The organism is Pseudomonas sp. G(2018) (assembly GCF_005502415.1).
Taxonomy (GTDB): domain Bacteria; phylum Pseudomonadota; class Gammaproteobacteria; order Pseudomonadales; family Pseudomonadaceae; genus Aquipseudomonas.
The window spans coordinates 345,258-367,090 of sequence record NZ_SCOO01000001.1 but is presented as its reverse complement, the minus strand read 5'-3'; the positions used below and the strand labels follow the sequence as shown (position 1 = coordinate 367,090).

At 59.6% G+C, this 21,833-nt stretch carries 19 protein-coding genes, 1 tRNA gene and 1 pseudogene; 11 read left to right on the top strand and 10 right to left on the bottom strand.

All coding sequences use genetic code 11. The features are described 5' to 3' along the window. Positions 1 to 10: 10 nt before the first annotated feature. The 4 genes and pseudogenes from FFS64_RS01730 to FFS64_RS01715 all read left to right on the top strand — a co-directional run bounded on the left by FFS64_RS01730 (position 11) and on the right by FFS64_RS01715 (position 4,318). Positions 11 to 388, top strand: a complete 378-nt coding sequence (locus FFS64_RS01730; RefSeq protein ID WP_137803966.1) for a YbaN family protein — start codon at positions 11 to 13, stop codon at positions 386 to 388. 194 nt (positions 389 to 582) lie between these two features. Further along, a pseudogene (locus tag FFS64_RS32090) lies at positions 583 to 1,890 on the top strand (chemotaxis protein); the annotation flags it as partial. 150 nt (positions 1,891 to 2,040) lie between these two features. Then, complete coding sequence (locus FFS64_RS32085) at positions 2,041 to 2,796, top strand: methyl-accepting chemotaxis protein (protein ID WP_371807299.1); 756 nt, start codon at positions 2,041 to 2,043, stop codon at positions 2,794 to 2,796. 172 nt (positions 2,797 to 2,968) lie between these two features. Continuing rightward, a complete protein-coding gene (locus FFS64_RS01715; protein WP_137803963.1) occupies positions 2,969 to 4,318 on the top strand; it encodes a CoA transferase in 1,350 nt (449 codons plus the stop codon). 111 nt (positions 4,319 to 4,429) lie between these two features. Here FFS64_RS01715 and FFS64_RS01710 read toward each other — a convergent pair whose 3' ends face one another. Next, on the bottom strand, positions 4,430 to 5,293 hold the full coding sequence (locus FFS64_RS01710) for a DNA-3-methyladenine glycosylase (protein WP_137803962.1): 864 nt from the start codon (positions 5,291 to 5,293) through the stop codon (positions 4,430 to 4,432). Between the two features lie 138 nt (positions 5,294 to 5,431). Here FFS64_RS01710 and FFS64_RS01705 point away from each other — a divergent pair, with 138 nt between their 5' ends. The 7 genes from FFS64_RS01705 to FFS64_RS01675 all read left to right on the top strand — a co-directional run bounded on the left by FFS64_RS01705 (position 5,432) and on the right by FFS64_RS01675 (position 14,513). After that, complete coding sequence (locus tag FFS64_RS01705) at positions 5,432 to 6,940, top strand: sigma-54-dependent transcriptional regulator (protein WP_137803961.1); 1,509 nt, start codon at positions 5,432 to 5,434, stop codon at positions 6,938 to 6,940. Positions 6,941 to 7,399: 459 nt separating this feature from the next. Next, positions 7,400 to 7,783 (top strand): glycine cleavage system protein GcvH, encoded by a 384-nt coding sequence (gene gcvH / locus FFS64_RS01700; RefSeq protein ID WP_095193186.1) that lies wholly within the window; start codon positions 7,400 to 7,402, stop codon positions 7,781 to 7,783. Between the two features lie 11 nt (positions 7,784 to 7,794). Next, the gene (gcvP, locus tag FFS64_RS01695; protein ID WP_137803960.1) at positions 7,795 to 10,662 is read left to right on the top strand and encodes an aminomethyl-transferring glycine dehydrogenase; all 2,868 of its coding nucleotides are present in this window, start codon (positions 7,795 to 7,797) and stop codon (positions 10,660 to 10,662) included. A gap of 110 nt (positions 10,663 to 10,772) precedes the next feature. Then, positions 10,773 to 12,149 (top strand): L-serine ammonia-lyase, encoded by a 1,377-nt coding sequence (locus FFS64_RS01690; RefSeq protein ID WP_137803959.1) that lies wholly within the window; start codon positions 10,773 to 10,775, stop codon positions 12,147 to 12,149. A gap of 39 nt (positions 12,150 to 12,188) precedes the next feature. Continuing rightward, positions 12,189 to 13,313 carry a glycine cleavage system aminomethyltransferase GcvT gene (gcvT, locus tag FFS64_RS01685; protein WP_137803958.1) on the top strand — a complete coding sequence of 375 codons (1,125 nt, stop codon included), beginning with the start codon at positions 12,189 to 12,191 and terminating at the stop codon, positions 13,311 to 13,313. Positions 13,314 to 13,715: 402 nt separating this feature from the next. After that, positions 13,716 to 13,928 (top strand): cold-shock protein, encoded by a 213-nt coding sequence (locus FFS64_RS01680; protein ID WP_007931076.1) that lies wholly within the window; start codon positions 13,716 to 13,718, stop codon positions 13,926 to 13,928. A 96-nt stretch (positions 13,929 to 14,024) separates the two neighbouring features. Continuing rightward, positions 14,025 to 14,513: an RDD family protein gene (locus FFS64_RS01675; RefSeq protein WP_137803957.1), complete on the top strand. Its 489-nt coding sequence runs from the start codon at positions 14,025 to 14,027 to the stop codon at positions 14,511 to 14,513. Positions 14,514 to 14,609: 96 nt separating this feature from the next. Here the strand turns inward: FFS64_RS01675 and nadA are convergent, their stop codons facing one another. From nadA to tolR, 9 genes are all read right to left on the bottom strand, one after another. Beyond that, complete coding sequence (gene nadA, locus FFS64_RS01670) at positions 14,610 to 15,668, bottom strand: quinolinate synthase NadA (RefSeq protein ID WP_095193181.1); 1,059 nt, start codon at positions 15,666 to 15,668, stop codon at positions 14,610 to 14,612. Positions 15,669 to 15,940: 272 nt separating this feature from the next. Beyond that, a tRNA-Lys gene (locus FFS64_RS01665) sits at positions 15,941 to 16,016 on the bottom strand. Between the two features lie 63 nt (positions 16,017 to 16,079). Continuing rightward, entirely contained in the window at positions 16,080 to 16,772 is a 693-nt protein-coding gene (queC, locus tag FFS64_RS01660) for a 7-cyano-7-deazaguanine synthase QueC (RefSeq protein ID WP_095193180.1), read from the bottom strand. A gap of 1 nt (position 16,773) precedes the next feature. Then, positions 16,774 to 17,421 carry a 7-carboxy-7-deazaguanine synthase QueE gene (gene queE, locus FFS64_RS01655; RefSeq protein ID WP_137803956.1) on the bottom strand — a complete coding sequence of 216 codons (648 nt, stop codon included), beginning with the start codon at positions 17,419 to 17,421 and terminating at the stop codon, positions 16,774 to 16,776. Positions 17,422 to 17,588: 167 nt separating this feature from the next. Beyond that, a complete protein-coding gene (gene ybgF, locus FFS64_RS01650; protein WP_137803955.1) occupies positions 17,589 to 18,434 on the bottom strand; it encodes a tol-pal system protein YbgF in 846 nt (281 codons plus the stop codon). 6 nt (positions 18,435 to 18,440) lie between these two features. Continuing rightward, positions 18,441 to 18,938, bottom strand: a complete 498-nt coding sequence (gene pal / locus FFS64_RS01645) for a peptidoglycan-associated lipoprotein Pal (protein WP_003178634.1) — start codon at positions 18,936 to 18,938, stop codon at positions 18,441 to 18,443. A 52-nt stretch (positions 18,939 to 18,990) separates the two neighbouring features. Beyond that, complete coding sequence (gene tolB, locus FFS64_RS01640) at positions 18,991 to 20,271, bottom strand: Tol-Pal system beta propeller repeat protein TolB (RefSeq protein WP_171017048.1); 1,281 nt, start codon at positions 20,269 to 20,271, stop codon at positions 18,991 to 18,993. A 17-nt stretch (positions 20,272 to 20,288) separates the two neighbouring features. Beyond that, positions 20,289 to 21,368 carry a cell envelope integrity protein TolA gene (gene tolA, locus FFS64_RS01635; RefSeq protein WP_137803953.1) on the bottom strand — a complete coding sequence of 360 codons (1,080 nt, stop codon included), beginning with the start codon at positions 21,366 to 21,368 and terminating at the stop codon, positions 20,289 to 20,291. Beyond that, the gene (tolR, locus tag FFS64_RS01630) at positions 21,368 to 21,820 is read right to left on the bottom strand and encodes a protein TolR (protein WP_171017047.1); all 453 of its coding nucleotides are present in this window, start codon (positions 21,818 to 21,820) and stop codon (positions 21,368 to 21,370) included. The genes tolA and tolR overlap by 1 nt, the downstream gene beginning before the upstream one ends. Positions 21,821 to 21,833 lie beyond the last annotated feature (13 nt).

Here is a 21,833-nt window from a genome sequence, read left to right as displayed (position 1 = left end):
CAACCCTCAAATGCCAGCCTCCTCCAAACTCATCCGCCTCCTCTTCGGTCTGCTGGCCTACATCAGCCTGGGCATCGGCCTGATCGCCATCGTCATTCCCGGCCTGCCGACCACCGAATTCATCCTGCTGGCCGCTTGGGCCGCCACCCGCAGTTCGCCACGCTTGAGCGCCTGGCTGGAAAACCACCGGCTGTTCGGCTCCCTGCTCAGTAACTGGCGCAACGGCAAAATCATTACGCGTCGGGCCAAGGTCAGCGCCACCGCCAGCATGTTGCTGTGCGCCACGCTGATGTTGGTGATGCTCGATCATGGTTGGCCGGTCTACCTGGCCGTCGCCGGAATGGGGATAGGCAATCTCTGGATCTGGTCGCGACCGGAATCCTCCTGAACCAGTTGGCGATTTTTTCCTGTTCTCTATTTCATCTCCGGCACTGGCTCAAGGCCGCAAACGCGCTGAACCATCTGGAGATTTTTCCTGTTTTTTATTTGATATTCAGCACATTTTCCCGCGCAAACGTTCAACCATGACCGTTCGTCGGAACCCCTCTCATGCAACGCCATCCCCGCGCCGATGTGCAGTGAATGGCGCTGAATGGATTTGGCGTATCGAGTCAACCCGACTCACAGCCAACAATCATCCATTCGCGAGTTCGCCCTATGTTCGACTCACTGTCCATCCGCCTGAAAACTGTCCTGCTCTCCGGTCTCTGCCTGCTCGGCGTGGTCACGCTGATCGTCGGCATGAACTTCTACCAGACCAATCAGAACGATGAACTGGTCAGTGCCTCCAGCAGCAAGATGCTCACCGAGAGTGTGCAAAACCTGCTGCAGGCCAAGGCTGCCGAACAGGCGGTGCGGGTGCAGAAGACCTTCGGGGAAAACCTGCTGGTGGTCACCGCCCTGGCCGATCAGATCAAGGACATGCGCGCCATGGCTGCCAAGCGTTCGCTTGAGGCCGGCGCCTTGCGCGAGGAGCTGAACCAGAGCCTGAAAACCGCCTTCGAACGCAACAGCAAAGTACTCGGGATCTGGCTGGCGTTCGAGCCCAATGGCCTGGATGGCAAGGACAGCGAATTCGCCAATGACGCGGCTCGCCAATCCAACGAAGCCGGACGCTTTGCCACTTACTGGAGCCGTGCCGGCGGCACCGGGTTGAACACGATCATGGTCGAAGACGACATGACCAAGACCGACCTTAACCTCAGCGGCACGCCGTACAACGTCTGGTACACCTGCCCACGCGACAGTAAACGCACCTGCCTGCTCGACCCGTATGCCGACACCGTCGCCGGCAAGGAAATGCTGATGACCACCATTTCCGTACCGCTGCTGGTGGATGGCAAGGCCATCGGCGTGGTCGGTGTCGACATCGCCCTTGATGCCCTGCAAGCGGCGGCCGTCGACTCCCAGCGCGACCTGTTCAACAGCGCCGGTCACATGCTGATCGTCTCCGGCAGCGGTGTGCTCGCCGCCTACAGCGTCGACGCCAGCAAAGTCGGTAAAAGCATCGGCGACACCCTGGGCGCGGACGGCAAGGATGTCCTGCAATTGCTCGGCGCCGGCACCCCGAAGATTCTTGAACAGGGTGACCTGATCCGCGCGGTCTACCCGGTCAGCCCGATCGCCGACTCCAAGGCCTGGGGCGTGGTGATCGACTTGCCCAAGCAAGTGCTTTTGGCCGATTCGGTGAAACTGCAAGCGGTGCTCGACGACGCCCAGCAAAACGGCACGATCAAGGCGGTAGCTGTTGCAATCATCGCCGGCCTGATCGGTTTGCTGCTGATCTGGCTCACCGCCTCGGGCGTCACCCGGCCTATCAACAGCGTGGCCGAGATGCTCAAGGCGATTGCCAGCGGCGACGGCGACCTGACCCAACGCCTGCACTACAGCAAGAAGGATGAACTGGGCGAACTGGTCAGCTGGTTCAACCGATTCCTCGACAAACTGCAACCGACCATCGCGCAGATCAAACAAAGCATCACTGACGCTCGAGGCACCGCCGACCAGTCTTCGGAAATCGCCCGCCAGACCAGCGAAGGCATGCAGGTACAGTTCCGCGAAATCGACCAGGTCGCCACCGCGTCCAACGAAATGAGCGCCACCGCCCACGACGTCGCCAACAGTGCGTCGAACGCGGCCAGTGCCGCCAAGGGCGCCGACCAGTCGGCCCGCGATGGCATGCAGATCATCGAGCGCAGTACCCGCGACATCAATCAATTGGCCGACGAAGTCAGCAAGGCCGTGACTGAAGTTGAAGCATTGGCAGTCAACAGTGAGCAAATCGGCTCGGTGCTGGAAGTGATCCGCAGCATCGCCGAACAAACCAACCTGCTGGCACTCAATGCGGCAATCGAGGCCGCCCGTGCCGGTGAAAGCGGTCGTGGGTTCGCGGTAGTGGCCGACGAAGTGCGCAACCTGGCCAAACGTACCCAGGATTCGGTGGAAGAAATTCGCCTGGTGATCGAACGCATCCAGAGCGGCACCCGCGGCGTGGTCGCCACCATGCATTCGAGCCAGACCCAGGCCCACAGCAATGCCGGACAGATCCAGCAAGCGGTCCAGGCCTTGAGCAAGATCAGCGACGCGGTCACTGTGATCAGCGACATGAACCTGCAAATCGCCAGCGCCGCCGAACAACAGAGCGCCGTGGCCGAAGAGGTCAACCGCAACGTCTCGGCGATCCGCACCGTGACCGAAACCCTGACCGGACAAGCCACCGAATCGGCGCAGATCAGCAGCCAGCTCAACAACCTGACCACCCACCAGATGAAACTGATGGATCAGTTCCGGGTGTAGTCATCCCATCGCAAATCCCCTGTGGGAGCGAGCCTGCTCGCGAAGACGGACTGACCCTCAACATGAATGTTGACTGACAGACCGCTTTCGCGAGCAGGCTTGCACACAGGTTTTTCATCTGCTGCACAGGCTTTTTGATCTATGCTCGGGCTCTCGCTCCGGAGGGCCTTCGATGACTGATTTACTCACGTCCATTCAAGCCGCACTCGGCTTGCCGCATTCGCCAATCCCTTTCACCTCTACGGGCGCCCTGCCCTCGGCGTTTGCCGTCACCGACCTGGCCTGCGCCAGTATCGCCGCCGCGGGCCAAACCATCAGCCAATTGCTGCACCAACAAACCGGACGCTTGCCCGATCTTGAAGTCGATCGGCGCCTGGCCTCGTTCTGGTTCTCCAGTTCGATCCGGCCTGTAGGTTGGAGCGTCCCACCATTGTGGGACCCGATCGCCGGTGACTATGCCGCCAAAGATGGCTGGATTCGCCTGCACACCAATGCCCCCCATCACCGCGCCGCGGCCGAATCGGTGCTTGGCGCCTGTGCCGACCGTGCGGCGATGGCAAGCAAGGTGGCGCAATGGGCCAAGCGCGATCTGGAGCAGGCCGTGGTCGACGCCGGAGGCTGTGCCGCCGAAATGCGCAGCTGGGCACAGTGGCAGGCCCATCCACAAGGTCAGGCCGTGAACGCCGAAGCGCTGATTCAGTTCGGCCATCACAGCAGTCACAACGGCACACCGTGGCAGGGTTCGGTGGCGCAACCGCTGGCCGGGATCAAGGTGCTGGATCTGACCCGCGTACTCGCCGGCCCCGTCGCCAGCCGTTTTCTCGCGGGCCTTGGCGCCGACGTCTTGCGCATCGACCCACCGACCTGGAACGAACCGGGCGTGGTGCCGGAAATGACCTTGGGCAAGCGCTGCGCACGCCTGGACTTGCATGACAACGCCGATCGCCGCGTATTCGAAAGCCTGCTCAAGGGCGCCGATATCATTCTGCACGGCTACCGCGCCGATGCTCTGGAGCGCCTGGGTTACGGTGCAACTGAGCGGCAGAAACTGGCTCCCGGCCTGATCGACGCAAGCCTCAATGCCTACGGCTGGAGCGGCCCGTGGCTGAACCGTCGCGGCTTCGACAGTCTGGTACAGATGAGCAGCGGCATTGCCGAAGCCGGCATGCATTGGAAGCAGGCGGATAAACCGACGCCCTTGCCGTTGCAAGCCCTCGATCACGCCACCGGGTATCTGATGGCGGCCAGCGTGATTCAGTTATTGGCCGAGCGCTGGCGCAGTGGGCGCAGTGGGTCGGCGCGGTTGTCGTTGGCGCGAACGGCGAAGTTGTTGATCGAGACTGGACCCGGTATCGCGCAGCCGCTACAGGCGGAGGAAGAAAGCGATCAGGGCATGCTGGTCGAACAGACTCCCTGGGGGCCGGCGCATCGGTTGCATGTGCCACTGAAGATCACCGGTACGCCATTGCAGTGGGCGATTGCAGCCACTGAATTGGGTTCCCATCGCGCGCAGTGGTGGTAATTTTTACATCGCCATCGCGGGCAAGCCCGCTCCCACAACTTCGGCGCTGAACCTGTGGGAGCGGGCTTGCCCGCGATGGCGTCAGAACAGTTGACACGAAAATTGGATCAATCAGTCAGAACGACTCAACGAAGTCCAAAGCAACTGCGCCGCATACCCCCGAAACGGCCTCCACCCCTCAGCCCGCACCAACAGCTGCCGCGCCGTCACCGCCTCCCCCTCAAGCGCCGCCAAGGCATTGATCAGCCCCACGTCCCCCGTCGGAAACCCATCCATCTCGCGCAATTGCCGCAATGCAATGTACTGCGCCGTCCAGTCACCAATCCCATACAACGCCAGCAACCGCGCCACGCCACCCTGCCGACCGGGCTCGAACAACAGCGGATCATCCAGCAATGCCTGAGCCACGCCCGACAACGTGCAGCCACGGCTTTTCGGCATTCCAAGAGTCGCCAGGTCCGCCGCCGCCAACACCGCGGCCTCGGGAAAGACATGGCTCACGCCACCTCGCGGCGAGGTCAGTGGCACGCCATATTGCGCCACCAGTTTCCCGGCGAGCTTGATTGCCGCCCCTACCGTAATCTGCTGTCCCAACACCGCGCGAATCGCCAGTTCCAGTCCGTCCCACGTCCCCGGCACGCGCAGCCCCGGGCGCTCGGCAATCAATCGCGCCAGCAGCGGATCAACCGCCAGATGTCGATGGATCCTGGTCAGATCGGCATCCAGATCAAACATCCGCCGCACTCGCGCAACGATCTCGGGCACGGCTGTCGGGTCGGGAAAATCGAGGGCCAGCTCCAGTGAGTCCGTTGTCGCCTGTTTGATCGACAGGCTGCCATGAACGCCCTTCAAGCCAATGCTGCGCGAGTAAACGCCGTCGATCACCTCTTCCATTCCGGCAATCGCCCGCGCCGACAAGAAGCCGAGCATCGCCGGCCAGTCGTAGGGTGGTTGAAACGCAAGCAACAACTTCATGGCGGTCCCTCAAATTGATCAATGTGACCAGATTATCCTTTGTGGGAGCGAGCCTGCTCGCTCCCACAGGGATTTCACCAATCGCCCGCCCCAAGGCATACTTGCCACCCTCCGCACTCCAGAACCTGAAACCGCCCCATGCGTATCCACGTCAGCTTCATCGACCGCGTCGGTATTACCCAGGAAGTCCTGGCCTTGCTCGGTGGGCGCAATCTCAATCTGGATGCGGTGGAAATGATTCCGCCCAACGTCTATATCGACGCGCCGACCCTGAGCCCGGACGTCCTTGAAGAACTGCGTGATGCGTTGCTCAGCGTGCGTGGCGTGCAGGCGATGACGGTGGTCGATATCCTGCCGGGCCAGCGCCGGCACTTGCAGCTCGATGCACTGCTCGCGGCCATGACCGATCCGGTGCTGGCTTTAGACAGTGCCGGCAAGGTGCTGCTGGGCAATCCCGCACTGATTGCCCTGTATGGCCGAGAACCGGCCGGTGAAAGCGTCGCCGATCTGTTCGCCGACCCGGCGCTGCTCGACACCCTGCTCGAACACGGCTTTCGCCTGCCACTGCGGGAAATCACCGTCAATGGCCAGACGTTGTTGCTCGACGCTACACCGATCACCGACGCCGGCGCCCTGCTGACCCTGTATCAACCGAACCGCATCGGCGAACGCCTGTCGGCGTTGCACCATGATCATGCCGAAGGTTTTGACGCGCTACTGGGCGAATCGCCGGTGATCCGCACGCTCAAGGTTCGCGCGCAACGGGTGGCGGCCCTCGATGCACCGCTGTTGATCCAGGGTGAAACCGGCACCGGCAAGGAACTGGTGGCCCGGGCCTGTCACGCCATCAGTGCGCGGCACAACTCACCGTTTCTGGCGTTGAACTGTGCGGCATTGCCGGAGAACCTCGCCGAAAGCGAACTGTTCGGCTACGCCCCCGGCGCCTTCACCGGCGCACAACGGGGCGGTAAGCCAGGACTGATGGAACTAGCCAACCAGGGCACGGTATTCCTCGATGAAATCGGCGAAATGTCACCGTACTTGCAGGCCAAGTTGTTGCGTTTCCTCAACGATGGCAGTTTCCGGCGAGTGGGCGGCGATCGCGAAGTGAAGGTCAACGTACGCATTCTCAGCGCGACCCACCGCAACCTGGAAAAAATGGTCAGTGAAGGGCAGTTTCGCGAAGACCTGTTTTACCGCCTTAATGTCCTCAACGTCGAAGTCCCACCGCTGCGCGAGCGCGGCCAGGACATTCTGCTGCTGGCTCGCTACTTCATGCAGCAAGCCTGCGCGCAGATCCAGCGCCCGGTCTGTCGCCTGGCGCCGGGCACTTATCCGGCCCTGCTGGGCAACCGCTGGCCGGGCAACGTGCGTCAGCTGCAAAACGTGATTTTCCGCGCGGCGGCCATTTGCGAAAGCAGCCTGGTGGACATCGGCGACCTCGACATTGCCGGCACCTCGGTAGCGCGCCAGAGCGACCACGACGTCGACAGCCTGGAACAGGCGATGGACGAGTTCGAGAAAACCCTGCTGGAAAAACTCTACGTCAGCTACCCCTCGACCCGCCAACTGGCCAGCCGCCTGCAAACCTCACACACCGCAATCGCCCATCGGTTGCGCAAGTACGGCATTCCCAATAAGCCGTAATCCTTACAGTTGAAACACCTCTCCCAGCCAACAAAAATCTACTGTGGGAGCCAGCCTGCTGGCGATAGCAGTTTCACAGACAACAAAGATGTTGAATGTGATGGCCCTATCGCCAGCAGGCTGGCTCCCACAGGTTTTGAGTTTGACCCGTAAATTTCACTCTAAAAACGACCTCCACCTGTACTGAAAGCGCTACAGCGGAACGATATCGCTACACCCCTCTCCAACCACTGTCCTGCAAGGCTTTGATCCACTTCAGCTTTTTTCTTGACCCATGCCTGTAGCGATTTCGCTACAGGCAGCAAATGACCACTCCTCAAAAAATCACCTAAGCCATTGATTTAAAACAATAAAATAACATTGGCCGCTTTTTTGCTTAATCACCACTCATAAATCAGGGCAATTGCCCAAGCATTCAATCGCGTCCACCAGACGAGTCTGGCCCCTTAGGAGTTTTCCATGAGCGAATTGCGTTTTACTGAAGATCACGAATGGCTGCGCACCGAAGCTGACGGCACTGTCACAGTCGGTATCACCGCGTTCGCACAGAACGCGCTGGGCGACGTGGTTTTCGTACAACTGCCTGAGCTGCAGTCCTACGAAAAAGGCGCTGAAGCAGCCACCGTGGAATCGGTAAAAGCGGCCAGCGGCGTGTACATGCCACTGGACGGAGAAGTAGTGGAAGTGAACCCGGCGCTGGACAGCAGCCCGGAACTGGTCAACGAAGACCCGCTGGGTGAAGGCTGGTTCTTCCGTTTCAAACCGGCTGACGACTCGGCTGTCGCCAAACTGCTGGATCAGGACGCCTACGACCGCCTGATCAAAGCCCAAGCCGAAGCCTGAGGAACGTTGACATGACTCAAGTGAATCCTGCCGTTGTAAACATCAGTACCGCCAACGAATTCATCGCCCGTCACATCGGCCCGCGCGCCGGCGACGAGCAAGCGATGCTCAACAGCCTCGGTTTCGACTCCCTGGAAGCCCTGAGCGCCAGCGTCATCCCGGACAGCATCAAGGGCACCAGCGTCCTCGGCCTCGAAGACGGCCTGAGCGAAGCCGACGCCCTGGCGTTGATCAAGTCCATCGCCAGCAAGAACCAGCTGTTCAAGACCTTCATCGGCCAGGGCTACTACGGCACCCACACACCGTCGCCGATCCTGCGCAACCTGCTGGAAAACCCGGCCTGGTACACGGCCTACACCCCTTACCAGCCGGAAATTTCCCAAGGCCGTCTTGAAGCGCTGCTGAACTTCCAGACTCTGATCAGCGACCTCACCGGCTTGCCGATCGCCAACGCGTCCCTGCTCGACGAAGCCACCGCCGCTGCCGAAGCCATGACCTTCTGCAAACGCCTGAGCAAGAACAAGGGCAGCCACGCGTTCTTCGCCTCCGTGCATTGCCACCCGCAAACCCTCGACGTATTGCGCACCCGTGCCGAGCCTCTGGGTATCGACGTCGTAGTCGGCGATGAACGTGAACTGACTGACGTCAGCGCATTCTTCGGCGCCCTGCTGCAATACCCGGCAAGCAACGGTGACGTCTTCGACTACCGCGAACTGACCGAACGCTTCCACGCCGCCAACGCGCTGGTTGCCGTCGCCGCCGACCTGCTGGCCCTGACCGTGCTGACCCCGCCGGGCGAGTTCGGCGCCGACGTGGCCATCGGTAGCGCGCAACGCTTCGGCGTGCCGCTGGGCTTTGGTGGCCCGCACGCGGCCTACTTCTCCACCAAGGATGCGTTCAAGCGCGACATGCCGGGCCGTCTGGTCGGTGTGTCCGTGGACCGTTTTGGCAAGCCGGCGCTGCGCCTGGCCATGCAAACCCGCGAACAGCACATCCGCCGCGAGAAGGCCACCAGCAACATCTGCACCGCGCAAGTGCTGCTGGCCAACATCGCCAGCATGTACGCCGTGTACCACGGTCCGAAAGGCCTGACGCAGATCGCCAACCGTGTGCATCACCTCACCGCGATTCTGGCCAAGGGCTTGAGCGCACTGGGTCTGAGCGTCGAGCAGGAAAACTTCTTCGACACGCTGACCATTAAAACCGGCGCGCAAACGGCTGCGTTGCACGACAAGGCTCGCGCTCAGCAGATCAACCTGCGCGTGGTGGATGCCGAGCGTCTGGGCCTGTCCCTCGACGAAACCAGCACCCAGGCCGACGTCGAAACCCTGTGGAGCCTGCTGGCCGACGGCAAAACCCTGCCGGACTTCGTCGCCCTCGCTGCCTCGGTACAAAGCACCATCCCGGTTGCACTGGTACGCCAATCGCCGATCCTCAGCCACCCGGTGTTCAACCGTTATCACTCGGAAACCGAGCTGATGCGCTACCTGCGCAAACTGGCGGACAAGGATCTGGCGCTGGACCGCACCATGATCCCGCTGGGTTCGTGCACCATGAAACTCAACGCCGCCAGCGAAATGATCCCGGTGACCTGGGCCGAGTTCGGCGCCCTGCACCCGTTCGCCCCTGCCGAACAGAGCGCCGGCTACCAGCAACTGACCGATGAACTGGAAGCAATGCTCTGCGCCGCCACCGGTTACGATTCGATCTCGCTGCAACCGAACGCCGGTTCGCAAGGTGAGTACGCCGGCCTGCTGGCCATCCGCGCCTATCACCAGAGCCGTGGCGAAGACCGCCGCGACATCTGCCTGATCCCGTCGTCGGCCCACGGCACCAACCCGGCCACCGCCCAGATGGCCGGCATGCGCGTAGTGGTCACCGCGTGCGATGCCCGGGGCAACGTCGACATCGAAGACCTGCGCGCCAAGGCTATCGAGCACCGCGAACACCTCGCCGCGCTGATGATCACCTACCCGTCGACCCACGGCGTGTTCGAAGAAGGCATCCGCGAAATCTGCGGCATCATTCACGACAACGGCGGCCAGGTGTACATCGACGGCGCCAACATGAACGCCATGGTCGGCCTCTGCGCCCCGGGCAAGTTCGGTGGCGACGTGTCGCACCTGAACCTGCACAAGACCTTCTGCATCCCTCACGGCGGTGGCGGCCCGGGCGTTGGCCCGATTGGTGTGAAATCGCACCTGACGCCATTCCTGCCGGGCCACGCGCAAATGGCACGCAAGGAAGGCGCGGTATGCGCCGCGCCATTCGGTAGCGCGAGTATTCTGCCGATCACCTGGATGTACATCCGCATGATGGGCGGCGCGGGTCTGAAGCGCGCTTCGCAGCTGGCCATTCTCAACGCCAACTACATCTCCCGTCGCCTCGAAGAGCATTACCCAGTGCTCTACACCGGCAGCAACGGCCTGGTGGCGCACGAGTGCATCCTAGATCTGCGTCCGCTGAAAGACAGCAGCGGCATCAGCGTCGATGACGTGGCCAAGCGCCTGATCGACTTCGGCTTCCACGCTCCTACCATGTCGTTCCCGGTGGCCGGCACGCTGATGATCGAGCCGACCGAAAGCGAATCCAAGGAAGAACTGGACCGTTTCTGCGACGCCATGATCCGCATCCGCGAGGAAATCCGCGCGGTGGAAAACGGCACGCTGGACAAGGACGACAACCCGCTGAAAAACGCCCCGCACACCGCGGCGGAGCTGGTCGGCGAGTGGTCGCATCCGTACAGCCGCGAGCAAGCGGTGTACCCGGTCGCTTCGCTGATCGAAGGCAAATACTGGCCGCCGGTCGGTCGCGTCGACAACGTGTTCGGTGATCGCAACCTGGTCTGCGCCTGCCCGTCGATCGAAAGCTACGCTTAAAGCAGCAACTAGCTTCAAGCCGCAAGCTACAAGTTGAAAGCCAACAGGCTCTGACTTGCAGCTTGTAGCTTGTAGCTTGCCGCTTGCAACTTCTCCCCCGGAGGCCAACCATGTCGCTAAGCGTGTTCGACCTGTTCAAAATTGGCATCGGCCCCTCCAGTTCCCACACCGTCGGCCCGATGCGCGCAGCCGCGCGTTTCGCCGAGGGCCTGCGCCGAGAAAACCTGCTGACCGCGACCACCTGCGTCAAGGTCGAGCTCTATGGTTCACTCGGTGCCACCGGCAAGGGCCACGGCAGTGACAAGGCTGTGCTGCTGGGCCTGGAAGGTGAACACCCGGATACCGTGGACACCGAAACCGTCGCCACTCGCCTGCATGACATTCGTGGCAGCGGACGCTTGAACCTGCTCGGAGAACACAGCATTGCGTTCAACGAGAAAGAACACCTGGCGATGATCCGCAAACCATTGGCCTACCATCCCAACGGTATGATTTTTCGCGCATTCGACGCGGCGGGTTTGCAAATCCGCAGCCGCGAGTACTACTCGGTCGGCGGCGGTTTTGTCGTCGATGAAGACGCTGCCGGTGCAGATCGCATCGTCGAAGACTCAACCCCGCTGACCTTTCCCTTCAAAAATGCCAAGGAACTGCTCGGTCACTGCGCCACCTACGGCTTATCCATCAGCCAGGTGATGCTGACCAACGAAAGTGCCTGGCGCCCCGAAGCGGAAACCCGTGCCGGCCTGTTGAAGATCTGGCAAGTGATGCAGGACTGCGTTGCCGCTGGATGCCGTAACGAAGGCATTTTGCCCGGTGGCTTGAAGGTCAAGCGCCGGGCGGCTGCGCTGTATCGGCAACTGTGCAAGAACCCCGAATCATCCCTGCGCGATCCACTGTCGGTTCTGGACTGGGTCAACCTCTACGCCCTGGCCGTCAACGAAGAAAACGCCAATGGCGGGCGCGTGGTTACGGCGCCCACCAACGGTGCGGCCGGGATCATTCCGGCGGTGCTGCATTACTACATGCGTTTCATTCCCACAGCGAACGAAGACGGGGTGGTGCGCTTTCTGCTGACCGCCGCGGCCATTGGCATTCTGTACAAGGAAAACGCCTCGATTTCCGGCGCCGAAGTCGGCTGCCAAGGTGAGGTTGGCGTGGCGTGTTCCATGGCGGCCGGGGCCTTGTGCGAAGTCCTCGGCGGCACGGTGCAACAAGTGGAAAACGCCGCGGAAATCGGCATGGAACACAACCTGGGCCTGACCTGCGACCCGATCGGCGGACTGGTGCAAGTGCCTTGCATCGAGCGCAACGCCATGGGTTCGGTCAAGGCCATCAATGCGGTGCGCATGGCCATGCGTGGCGACGGACAGCATTTCGTCTCCCTCGACAAGGTCATCCGCACCATGCGCCAGACCGGCGCCGACATGAAAAGCAAATACAAGGAAACCGCCCGAGGCGGTTTGGCGGTCAACATTATCGAGTGCTGATGGGCTTACGCACACTGCACACTTTTTCAGGAGCTGAATATGTCCACCGAACAACTGTTGAAAACCCCGTTGCACGCACTGCACATCGAACTGGGCGCACGCATGGTGCCATTCGCCGGCTATGACATGCCCGTGCAATACCCGCTGGGCGTGATGAAAGAACACCAGCACACCCGCGATCAGGCCGGGCTGTTCGATGTTTCGCACATGGGCCAGATCCGTCTGACCGGCGCCAATGCCGCCAAGGCTCTGGAGACCCTGGTGCCAGTGGATATCATCGACCTGCCGGTGGGCATGCAGCGCTATGCGATGTTCACCAACGAGACCGGTGGCATCCTCGATGACCTGATGGTCGCCAACCTGGGTAACGACGAATTGTTCCTGGTGGTCAACGCAGCCTGCAAGGACCAGGACCTGGCACACCTGCGCAAACACATTGGCGAACAATGCAGTATCGAACCGTTGTTCGAAGAGCGCGCCCTGCTGGCCCTGCAAGGTCCGGCGGCGGTCACCGTGCTGGCGCGCCTGGCTCCGGAAGTGGCGAAAATGACGTTCATGCAGTTCGCCCGTGTGCAATTGCTGGGCGTTGACTGCTTTGTTAGCCGCTCGGGCTACACCGGTGAAGACGGTTTCGAAATCTCCGTGCCGGCCGCCAGCGCCGAAGCCCTCGCCCGCGCCCTGCTGGCGGAACCGGAAGTGGAAGCCATCGGCCTTGGCGCGCGCGACTCGCTGCGCCTGGAAGCCGGCCTGTGCCTGTACGGCCACGACATGAACACTGACACCACCCCGATCGAAGCCAGCCTGTTGTGGGCTATCTCCAAGCCTCGTCGTGCCGAGGGTGCGCGTGCCGGCGGTTTCCCTGGCGCTGAAAACGTATTCGCCCAGCAACAGGGCGGTGTCAGCCGCAAGCGTATCGGCCTGCTGCCTCAGGAACGTACTCCGGTGCGCGAAGGTGCAGAGATTGTCAACGAAGCGGGCGAGATCATCGGCAGCGTCTGCAGCGGCGGTTTCGGGCCGACCTTGGGCGGTCCTTTGGCGATGGGTTATGTCGACAGCGCTTATATCGCTCTCGATACTCCAGTATGGGCGATTGTTCGTGGGAAAAAGGTTCCTTTGCTTGTAAGCAAAATGCCATTTGTTCCGCAACGCTACTATCGCGGCTGATTGATTGTTCCTATAAGTAACGCGGTTGCGTTAACAATGCACTAATGTGTAACGCAACCGCCATAAAAGAGTGCATCGTTTGGCTCTAAGCTTCGATTATGAACTTTGCTTATAACGTTCGAAAACAATTGAACAAGCGGAACGAATAAGCCGCCGCATGGTCTGCGAACTGCCAGCAACCTGAGGAAATCCGGGGGCTTCGCAGGGGCTTGTTTTTTCTCCCATAGTTGGCGTAGAGTTTGTTCACTGTGTTTGCATGGGTCGCTTGGAATCGTGACCTGGGCAGTAGCCACCAAGTTAGCTACATCCCGTTCGACGTCTTCTTACTCTCCTGCAACCAGCCCCAGTACTCTTTCATGAGAAAGAGACTGTCATTAATTTTAGCGTCAAAGGAAATAAGAAATGTCCCAACGTCAGAGCGGTACCGTCAAGTGGTTTAACGACGAGAAAGGTTTTGGTTTTATCACTCCAGAAAGCGGTCCGGATCTGTTCGTGCATTTCCGCGCTATTCAGGGCAACGGTTTCAAGAGCCTGAAAGAAGGCCAGAAAGTGACCTTCATCGCTGTGCAAGGCCAGAAAGGCATGCAGGCTGACGAGGTACAAGCAGAAGGCTAATCTTCTGTTACGAAAAAGCCCCTGATGCTGACATCAGGGGCTTTTTTGTGCGCGTAAATCCGTAAAATGGCTTCTTTTTTCCCTTTGAGTGCCGTCATGTCGAAACACCTGCTGAAACCCCAGGGCGAATTTCCTGCCGCTGGCCTGGGTCGTCGTCTGGCGGCGATGTTCTATGACTTCCTGCTGTGCACCGCCCTGCTGATCGTGACCAGCGGCGCCTACAAGATGATTCAGATGGCGATCATCGGTGAAGAAAAAATGCGCGCGCTCACAGAGGCCGGAGCGCTCGACGGCGACCCGCTGCTCTCGACCGTACTGCTGTTCGTTCTGTTTGGCTTCTTCGCCAAGTTCTGGACCCACTCAGGCCAAACCCTGGGCATGCAGGTCTGGTGCATTCGCGTACAGAATGCCGATGGCTCCTCCATCAGCCTGTGGCAAGCGCTGCTGCGCTTCGTGGTGTCGATCGCTTCGCTGCTGTGCGTGGGCCTCGGATTCATCTGGTCGCTGTTCGACAAGCAGAAGCGCAGCTGGCACGACATGTACTCCAACACCCAGCTGGTGCGGATTCCGAAAAAACAAAAGTAGCGCCCACAAAAAAGATCGCAGCCTTCGACAGCTCCTACAGGGTTATGTCTACACCTGTACGAGCTGCCGAAGACTGCGATCTTTTGATTTTCGCTCTTAAGCGTTACCAGCCAACTTCATCCGCGCCGCCTGGGTGAAATCCAACATACGCTTGAGCGGCCGAATGGCCTGGGGAATCAGCGCAGGATCGACAAAGATCTCGTTAGTCCCCTCTTTCAAGCTCTTCAGCGTGCGCTCAAGCGTGTTCATCGCCATCCACGGGCAGTGTGCGCAACTGCGGCACGCAGCACCGTTACCGGCGGTTGGCGCTTCGATAAACACCTTGTCCGGGCACAACTGCTGCATCTTGTAGAAGATGCCGCGGTCGGTGGCAACAATCAGGGTTTTGTTCGGCAGGGTCTGTGCTGCCGCGATCAACTGGCTGGTGGAACCCACAGCGTCTGCCAGCTCGATCACCGAAGTGGGCGACTCTGGATGCACCAGGATCGCCGCATCGGGATACAGCGCCTTCATGTCCTCGAGCTGCTTGGACTTGAACTCTTCGTGAACGATGCAAGCCCCGTCCCACAGCAGCATGTCGGCACCGGTCTGGCGCTGAATGTAAGTCCCAAGATGCTTGTCCGGCCCCCAGATAATGGTTTCGCCGTTGTCCATCAGGCTTTCCACGATCTCCAGCGCGCAGCTCGACGTCACCACCCAGTCAGCCCGCGCTTTTACCGCCGCCGATGTATTGGCATAGACCACCACCGTACGCTCGGGATGCTGGTCGCAGAACGCGGAAAACTCGTCGACCGGGCAGCCCAGGTCCAGCGAGCACGTGGCTTCCAGCGTCGGCATCAGGATGCGTTTTTCGGGGTTGAGGATCTTGGCCGTCTCGCCCATGAACTTGACCCCGGCGACCACCACGGTCTTGGCCGGATGAGCATTGCCGAAGCGGGCCATTTCCAGCGAGTCGGAAACGCAGCCACCGGTTTCTTCGGCCAGGGCCTGAATGATCGGATCGCAATAAAAGTGAGCAACCAGCACTGCGTCCTGAGCCTTGAGCTCGGCAGCGATGGCAGAACGATAATAAGCCTCCTCATCGGCTGTCAGCGGCTTGGGCTGCTTGGCGTCGAGGTGGGCTTGAACCAGAAGGCGTTCGGAAATCTGCGTCATGTTCGCAAGACCTGCAGGCGCATTCGCGCGAAAGTCGAGTATACACCCGGCTCCGGACCCAACAGGGTACCGCCGGGAAAGTGGGTATTGATCAGGCACGGACAGCGTTGAAGCTGCGCAAGGCTACAGAATATCCCGTGGATGCAAAAGATGATTCTGATCTGTGTCATGCAGTGCAGCCCGGGAATCGGGCGGGCATAAATCGCGGGCAAAAAAAAATCCGGAAATCCTCACTTTCGTGGGCCTTCCAGACTTTTAAAACAGCTTGAAAATGGTGGGTCGTGTGGGATTCGAACCTACGACCAATTGGTTAAAAGCCAACTGCTCTACCAACTGAGCTAACGACCCGCTGTGTGGTGGCGCGTATAATACTGATTTTTAAGGACTATTCAACACCTATTTTGAAATAAATCAAAAATAAGGTGTTGGATCGCTGATTCCGGCCGCCGCAAAGCCTTCCGCACGCAGGCGGCAGCTGTCGCATTTGCCGCAGGCACGCCCATCGTCATCAGCTTGATAGCAGGAAACGGTCAGGCCGTAGTCCACGCCAAGCTTTACACCTGCCTGGACAATCTGTGCCTTGCTCAGGTTTTGCAGGGGTGCCTGAATACGGAAGCCCTGCCCTTCAACACCGGCCTTGGTTGCCAGATTAGCCATGCGCTCGAAGGCCTCGACGAACTCTGGACGGCAGTCAGGGTAACCGGAGTAGTCGACAGCGTTCACACCGATAAAGATGTCACGCGCGCCCAGCACTTCGGCCCACCCCAACGCCAGCGACAGGAACACCGTGTTGCGTGCCGGCACGTAAGTCACCGGGATGCCCTCCCCTGCAACCTCCGGCACGTCGATACTGCTGTCGGTCAGCGCCGAGCCGCCGATGCCGTTCAGGTTCAGACCGATCACCTTGTGCTCGACCACACCCAAGTCACGGGCGACACGCTCAGCGGCATACAGCTCGGCGTGGGAACGCTGACCATAGTCGAAACTCATGGTGTAGCAGCTGTAGCCTTCAGCGCGAGCCATGGCCACGACGGTTGCCGAATCCAGGCCACCGGACAGGAGGATGACCGCACGTTTTTCCACAGTGTTCAATTGTTCCGTCATATCAGCGCCCCGGCTCGTCATTCCAAAGATATTTATGCAGCTGCAATTGCAGGCGAACTGGCAGATTGTCCGCCACCACCCAGTCAGCCAGATCCCGAGCATTGAGGTCGTGATGACTTGGTGAGAACAGGACTTCGCCGGCGCGCTGGTCCAGACCGTACTGGATCAGCTTGGAAACGGACCAGTCATAGTCTTCCCGCGAGCAGATGACAAATTTCACCTGATCGTTGGACGTGAGCAGTTCAATGTTTTCGTAACGATTGCGATGTGCTTCCTTCGAACCTGGAGTCTTCAGGTCGACGACACGACTGACCCGAGGATCCACGGCCGAGATATCGATAGAACCACTGGTTTCCAGTGACACTTCGTAACCGGCGTCACACAACCGCTTGAGCAATGGAATGGCGTTGGGTTGCGCCAGGGGCTCGCCGCCCGTGACACAGACATAGCGCGGACGGAACCCTGCCACTTGCTCAAGGATATCGTCGAGCGTGCGAATGGTTCCGCCGGTGAAGGCGTAGGCGCTGTCGCAGTATTGGCAACGCAACGGGCAACCGGTCAGGCGCACAAAAACCGTGGGCAGGCCGGCAGTCCGAGTTTCACCCTGCAACGAGTAGAAAACTTCGGTGATTCTCAATGTGTCTTGCATAGTCGCCACGGGCGTAACAGCTAAACAGGCTGTCCGCCTCCGTCAGGCACTTCAAGGAACCCCGGCAATGCGCAGATCCCAAAAAGCGTGTTTCAGAAAAAAGGGGATGAATTCTAACAAAAAACCCGCGACAAGCGCGGGTTTCTTCGAAACAGGTCAAGCAGCCCTTACATTTTTTGCAGATCACGCTGTGCCAACTGAGCGGCGGAAGTACCCGGATATTGGGAAACCACCTGCTGCAGAATGCCTTTGACCCGGTCGGTATGACCGAGGCGGCGCTCTACATCAGCGAGCTTGTACAGCGAATCAGGTACTTTGGCGTGCTTCGGGTAAAGCTGTGAAACCTTGGCAAACGCCTGACCTGCACCTTGCAGATCACCTTTGGCCAGGTTCACTTCACCCAACCAGTACTGGGCATTGCCCGCGTATTGGCTATTCGGATATTTGCGCAAGAATGCGGCGAAAGCCTGGCTGGCCTTGTCGAAATCCTTGGCCTTGATCAGGTCGAAGGCTGCGTCGTAGTAGAGCTTTTCCTTCGCCGGGTCTGCCGGCTCGCTGCCCGCGGCGGGTGCTTGAGCGGCTGCCGCTCCTGCACCGGCGGCTGCGCCTGCTGCTGCACCGGGGGCATTCAAATCGCCACCGGTGGAAGAATTATCGGAAGTCGCGGCTGGTGCAACGCCGGATCCTATGCGCCGATCAAGATCCTGATATCGCTCCAGGCTCTCTTGCTTCATGCGCGTTACATCATTTTGCAGTTCTTCAATCACACCCTGTTGGCGCGAGATCTGATCCTGCATTTGTTGCAGTTGGTTGAACAGCTGGCCCTGTGCCGAGACAGGGGCCGAAACCCCTCCCCCGGCATAGGCGCCGTTCGTACCGTAACCCGCAGGCGGATAACTGCTCCCGCTATTGTTATAGCCGGAGTCATTATCGACCACAGGAACCTCAGCCCACACCGCAAGCGGTGCGAGACTGAGAGCCAGAACAGTTACAGCACGACGGCACGTTCGCATGACGAATTACTTACGCAGTTCGACGCGACGGTTTTGAGCCCAGGACTGCTCGTCGTTGCCGGTAGCAACTGGACGCTCTTCGCCGTAGGAAACCAGTTCCAGCTGAGCTGGGGAAACACCTTGCAGTACCAGGTAGCGTTGAACGGCTTTCGCACGACGCTCGCCCAGTGCCATGTTGTACTCACGAGTACCACGTTCGTCGGTGTTGCCTTCCAGAACAACGCGAGCGCCGTTTGCTTTCAGGTCTTTGGCGTGAACGTCCAGAGCGCGCATGGCTTCTGGCTTCAGGTCCGAGCTGTCGTATTCGAAGTAGAAAGTGGTGATTGCGCGCAGAGCAGCTTCTTCGCTCAGGGAGCCGTCAACTGCACCAGTGTTTGCGCCGTAACCAGCGTTTGGATCTACCGCGCCTTCACCGGCATTGTCGCCGCCTTTGGACGAGCAACCTACAGCTACAGCCATGGCCAGAGCCAGCGCAGCAAATTTACCAAACTTCAGCATTTCCATCGTGAAACTCCTAATGAACCCCAGTGTGTTAAGTAAAACGTAAAGCGCCGCGTCAGTTCAGGTAAGGGGACCAGGAAGGTTCTCTGACTTCGCCTTGTGCGGTAGGAAGCGGGAGCCTTACGCGTCCATTGATGGACACGAGCATCAAGACTCCCCGGCCCTGCTGGCGGGTGGCGTAGATTACCATGGTGCCGTTGGGCGCAACAGTAGGCGACTCGTCCAGAGTGCTATCAGTGAGGATCTTTACACTACCGCGCTGCAAATCCTGAGCCGCCACCTTGAAATTGGTGAATCCGTCCTGGCGGTGGATCATCACCAGGGTCTTTTCGTCAGCCGACAGTTTAGGGTTGGCGTTGTAGTTACCGACGAAAGTCACACGCTCGGCACCGCCACCACCCACGCTGGTTTTGTAGATCTGCGGTTTGCCGCCACGGTCGGAGGTGAAGTAGATGGTCGAACCATCCTTGCCCCAGAACGGTTCGGTGTTGATGCCCTGGCCGTTGGTGACGCGACTGATCTGACGCGAACCCAGGTTCATCACATAGATGTCCGGGTTGCCATCTTTGGACAAGACGAATGCCAGGCGATTGCCATCCGGCGACCAGGCTGGCGCACCGTTCAGGCCTTCGAAGTTGGTGATCTGTTCACGGCGACCGGTGTCGATGTTCTGCATGAAAATGCGCGGACGCTTCTGCTCGAACGAGACGTAGGCGATGCGCTTGCCATCCGGAGCGAAGCGCGGCGACAGGATCGGCTCGCGCGATTGCAACAGGGTCACGGCGCGGGCACCGTCATAGTCCGAACGTTGCAGCGTGTAGCGAGTGTTCTTCTCGGAGAAACGCTCGGCCGTCACGTACAGCAGGCGAGTCGAGAACGCACCTTTGATACCGGTGAGTTTTTCGAACGACTGATCGGAGATGTAGTGCGACATGTCGCGCAGCTGATCGACGCCGCCCGACACGCTGCCGGTCAGCACTTGCTGCTCGGTAGCGACGTTGAACAGTGCGTATTGAACCTGCAGGCGACCGCCCGCCGGAACAATACTGCCGACCATGACGTACTGGGCACCCAGCGCCTTGAAGTCACGGAAGATGATTTCGCTGGCCTGGCTTGGCTGGCTGATCATGTTCTGCTTTGGAATAGGCGAGTAGTAACCCGAGTTGCGCAGGTCGTTACCGATGATTTCAGCCATGTCGTCCGGCAGCACGCTGCCGCCCTGGAAGCCGAACGGTACGACTGCGATCGGGGTCGCCCGGTCACTGCCGCTGGTGACCAGAATGTTTTTCTCATCTGCCATCGCGATCCCTGCCATGCAGCAGATCACGACCAGCATTCCTCGAAGGAGGTTTCTCACGGGGATAGATCCTCAGGTGTGAATGTCATCTTGAATGAACGATACGGAGCGAAATCACTCGGCTTCATTCCCTGCATTTCTGTCAAACGTCCAATATTCTTCACTGCCGCTACAGCCGACGCGTCAAACGGACCGTCGCCACTGGACTTGAGCACGCTGACCGAAGTCACCGTACCGTCCGGCAACATGCCGATTTGCAACTGGACCGTCATGCCTTTGCGGGCCGAAGGTGGACGAGCCCAGCCTTCCGCTGCTCGCACTCGAATCAGGTCATCGAAATTGCCGGCGACTTCGTCGCCCTGCTCATCCGCCAAGGCCTGCTGACGCTGCGGCGTGTCGGAAAGCAAATCTGCCAGGGCCTGAGCCTTTTTGTCTTCGGCGGATTTACGTGCCGCATCCTGCGCTTTCTTCTTCGCAGCATCGGCAGCAGCTTTCTTCTTCGCTTCTTCGGCGACTTTCTTCTTCGCCTCTTCAGCTTCAGCTTTCTTCTTGGCGTCTTCCGCGGCTTTCTTCTTCGCGTCTTCGACGATCTTTTTCTTCGCTTCTTCAGCGGCCGCTTTCTTGGCCTCTTCTTCAGCAGCCTTCTTGGCTTCTTCTTCCGCTTTCTTCTTGGCTATATCAGCCAATTGTTTCTCTTCTGCCTTCTTGGCTTCGGCGGCCTTTTTCGCGTCGTCGGCTTTCTTGGCTTCATCAGCCTTTTTCGCCTCTTCCGCTTTCTTGGACTCGTCGGCCTTCTTGGCTTCCTCGGCCTTTTGAGCCGCTTCTTCTTTCTTTTGTTCCGCAGCCTTCACTGCTTCCTGCTCGACCTTCTTCTGTTCCAGCTGTTCTTCTTCGGTCTGGCGTGCAGCGGATTTCTTCGCCTCACCCGCAATCTTCTGATTGGTCTGGGTGGTTGCCTGACTTTTCGATTTCAGCTGGTACAGGGTTGCCTGAACAATCGGCTTGGCCGGCGGCAGCTCCGGTGTGAAGGCAAAACTGACGAACAGCATGCCGAACACCAGCACGTGCAAGCCAATCGCCCAGACACTAGGCCAGAAGTAGCTTTCCGAGGCGGACGGCTCTCGCTGTTGCTGCATCAGGGCGCCTCGGTAATCAAGCCAACATTACCGACCCCGGCTTTCTGCAACCCGCCCATGGCGCCCATCACGGAACCATAGTCGACGCTCTTGTCGCCGCGAATGAAGACCTGGGTACGCTTGCCGCCTTCGTTGCCGACGCGAATGATCTTGGTCACCGCGTCAGTCATCTGCGGCAGGGTCATGGCGCGATCTTGTTGCTTCTCTGTGTCGACTTCGCTGCCAAGGTTCCAGTAGTAGGTCTTGTCAGCCTTGATCGAAATGGTCAGGACCTGGGTGTTGTTGTCCTGCGGCAAGGCTTCGCTGGAAACCTTCGGCAGATCAACTTTCACGCCCTGGTTGAGCATCGGCGCGGTCACCATGAAGATGACCAGCAGCACCAACATCACGTCGATGTAAGGCACCACGTTCATCTCGGCGACCGGCTTGCGCTTGTGTCGAGCTCGAGCGATTAAAGCCATTGGA

What these genes read in the sequence shown, in the direction of transcription:
- FFS64_RS01730 (WP_137803966.1), top strand. Translation starts at nt 11, where the DNA reads ATGCCAGCCTCCTCCAAACTCATCCGCCTCCTCTTCGGTCTGCTGGCC.
- FFS64_RS32085 (WP_371807299.1), top strand. Translation starts at nt 2,041, where the DNA reads ATGCAGGTACAGTTCCGCGAAATCGACCAGGTCGCCACCGCGTCCAAC.
- FFS64_RS01715 (WP_137803963.1), top strand. Translation starts at nt 2,969, where the DNA reads ATGACTGATTTACTCACGTCCATTCAAGCCGCACTCGGCTTGCCGCAT.
- FFS64_RS01710 (WP_137803962.1), bottom strand. Translation starts at nt 5,293, where the DNA reads ATGAAGTTGTTGCTTGCGTTTCAACCACCCTACGACTGGCCGGCGATG.
- FFS64_RS01705 (WP_137803961.1), top strand. Translation starts at nt 5,432, where the DNA reads ATGCGTATCCACGTCAGCTTCATCGACCGCGTCGGTATTACCCAGGAA.
- gcvH (WP_095193186.1), top strand. Translation starts at nt 7,400, where the DNA reads ATGAGCGAATTGCGTTTTACTGAAGATCACGAATGGCTGCGCACCGAA.
- gcvP (WP_137803960.1), top strand. Translation starts at nt 7,795, where the DNA reads ATGACTCAAGTGAATCCTGCCGTTGTAAACATCAGTACCGCCAACGAA.
- FFS64_RS01690 (WP_137803959.1), top strand. Translation starts at nt 10,773, where the DNA reads ATGTCGCTAAGCGTGTTCGACCTGTTCAAAATTGGCATCGGCCCCTCC.
- gcvT (WP_137803958.1), top strand. Translation starts at nt 12,189, where the DNA reads ATGTCCACCGAACAACTGTTGAAAACCCCGTTGCACGCACTGCACATC.
- FFS64_RS01680 (WP_007931076.1), top strand. Translation starts at nt 13,716, where the DNA reads ATGTCCCAACGTCAGAGCGGTACCGTCAAGTGGTTTAACGACGAGAAA.
- FFS64_RS01675 (WP_137803957.1), top strand. Translation starts at nt 14,025, where the DNA reads ATGTCGAAACACCTGCTGAAACCCCAGGGCGAATTTCCTGCCGCTGGC.
- nadA (WP_095193181.1), bottom strand. Translation starts at nt 15,668, where the DNA reads ATGACGCAGATTTCCGAACGCCTTCTGGTTCAAGCCCACCTCGACGCC.
- queC (WP_095193180.1), bottom strand. Translation starts at nt 16,772, where the DNA reads ATGACGGAACAATTGAACACTGTGGAAAAACGTGCGGTCATCCTCCTG.
- queE (WP_137803956.1), bottom strand. Translation starts at nt 17,421, where the DNA reads ATGCAAGACACATTGAGAATCACCGAAGTTTTCTACTCGTTGCAGGGT.
- ybgF (WP_137803955.1), bottom strand. Translation starts at nt 18,434, where the DNA reads ATGCGAACGTGCCGTCGTGCTGTAACTGTTCTGGCTCTCAGTCTCGCA.
- pal (WP_003178634.1), bottom strand. Translation starts at nt 18,938, where the DNA reads ATGGAAATGCTGAAGTTTGGTAAATTTGCTGCGCTGGCTCTGGCCATG.
- tolB (WP_171017048.1), bottom strand. Translation starts at nt 20,271, where the DNA reads ATGCTGGTCGTGATCTGCTGCATGGCAGGGATCGCGATGGCAGATGAG.
- tolA (WP_137803953.1), bottom strand. Translation starts at nt 21,368, where the DNA reads ATGCAGCAACAGCGAGAGCCGTCCGCCTCGGAAAGCTACTTCTGGCCT.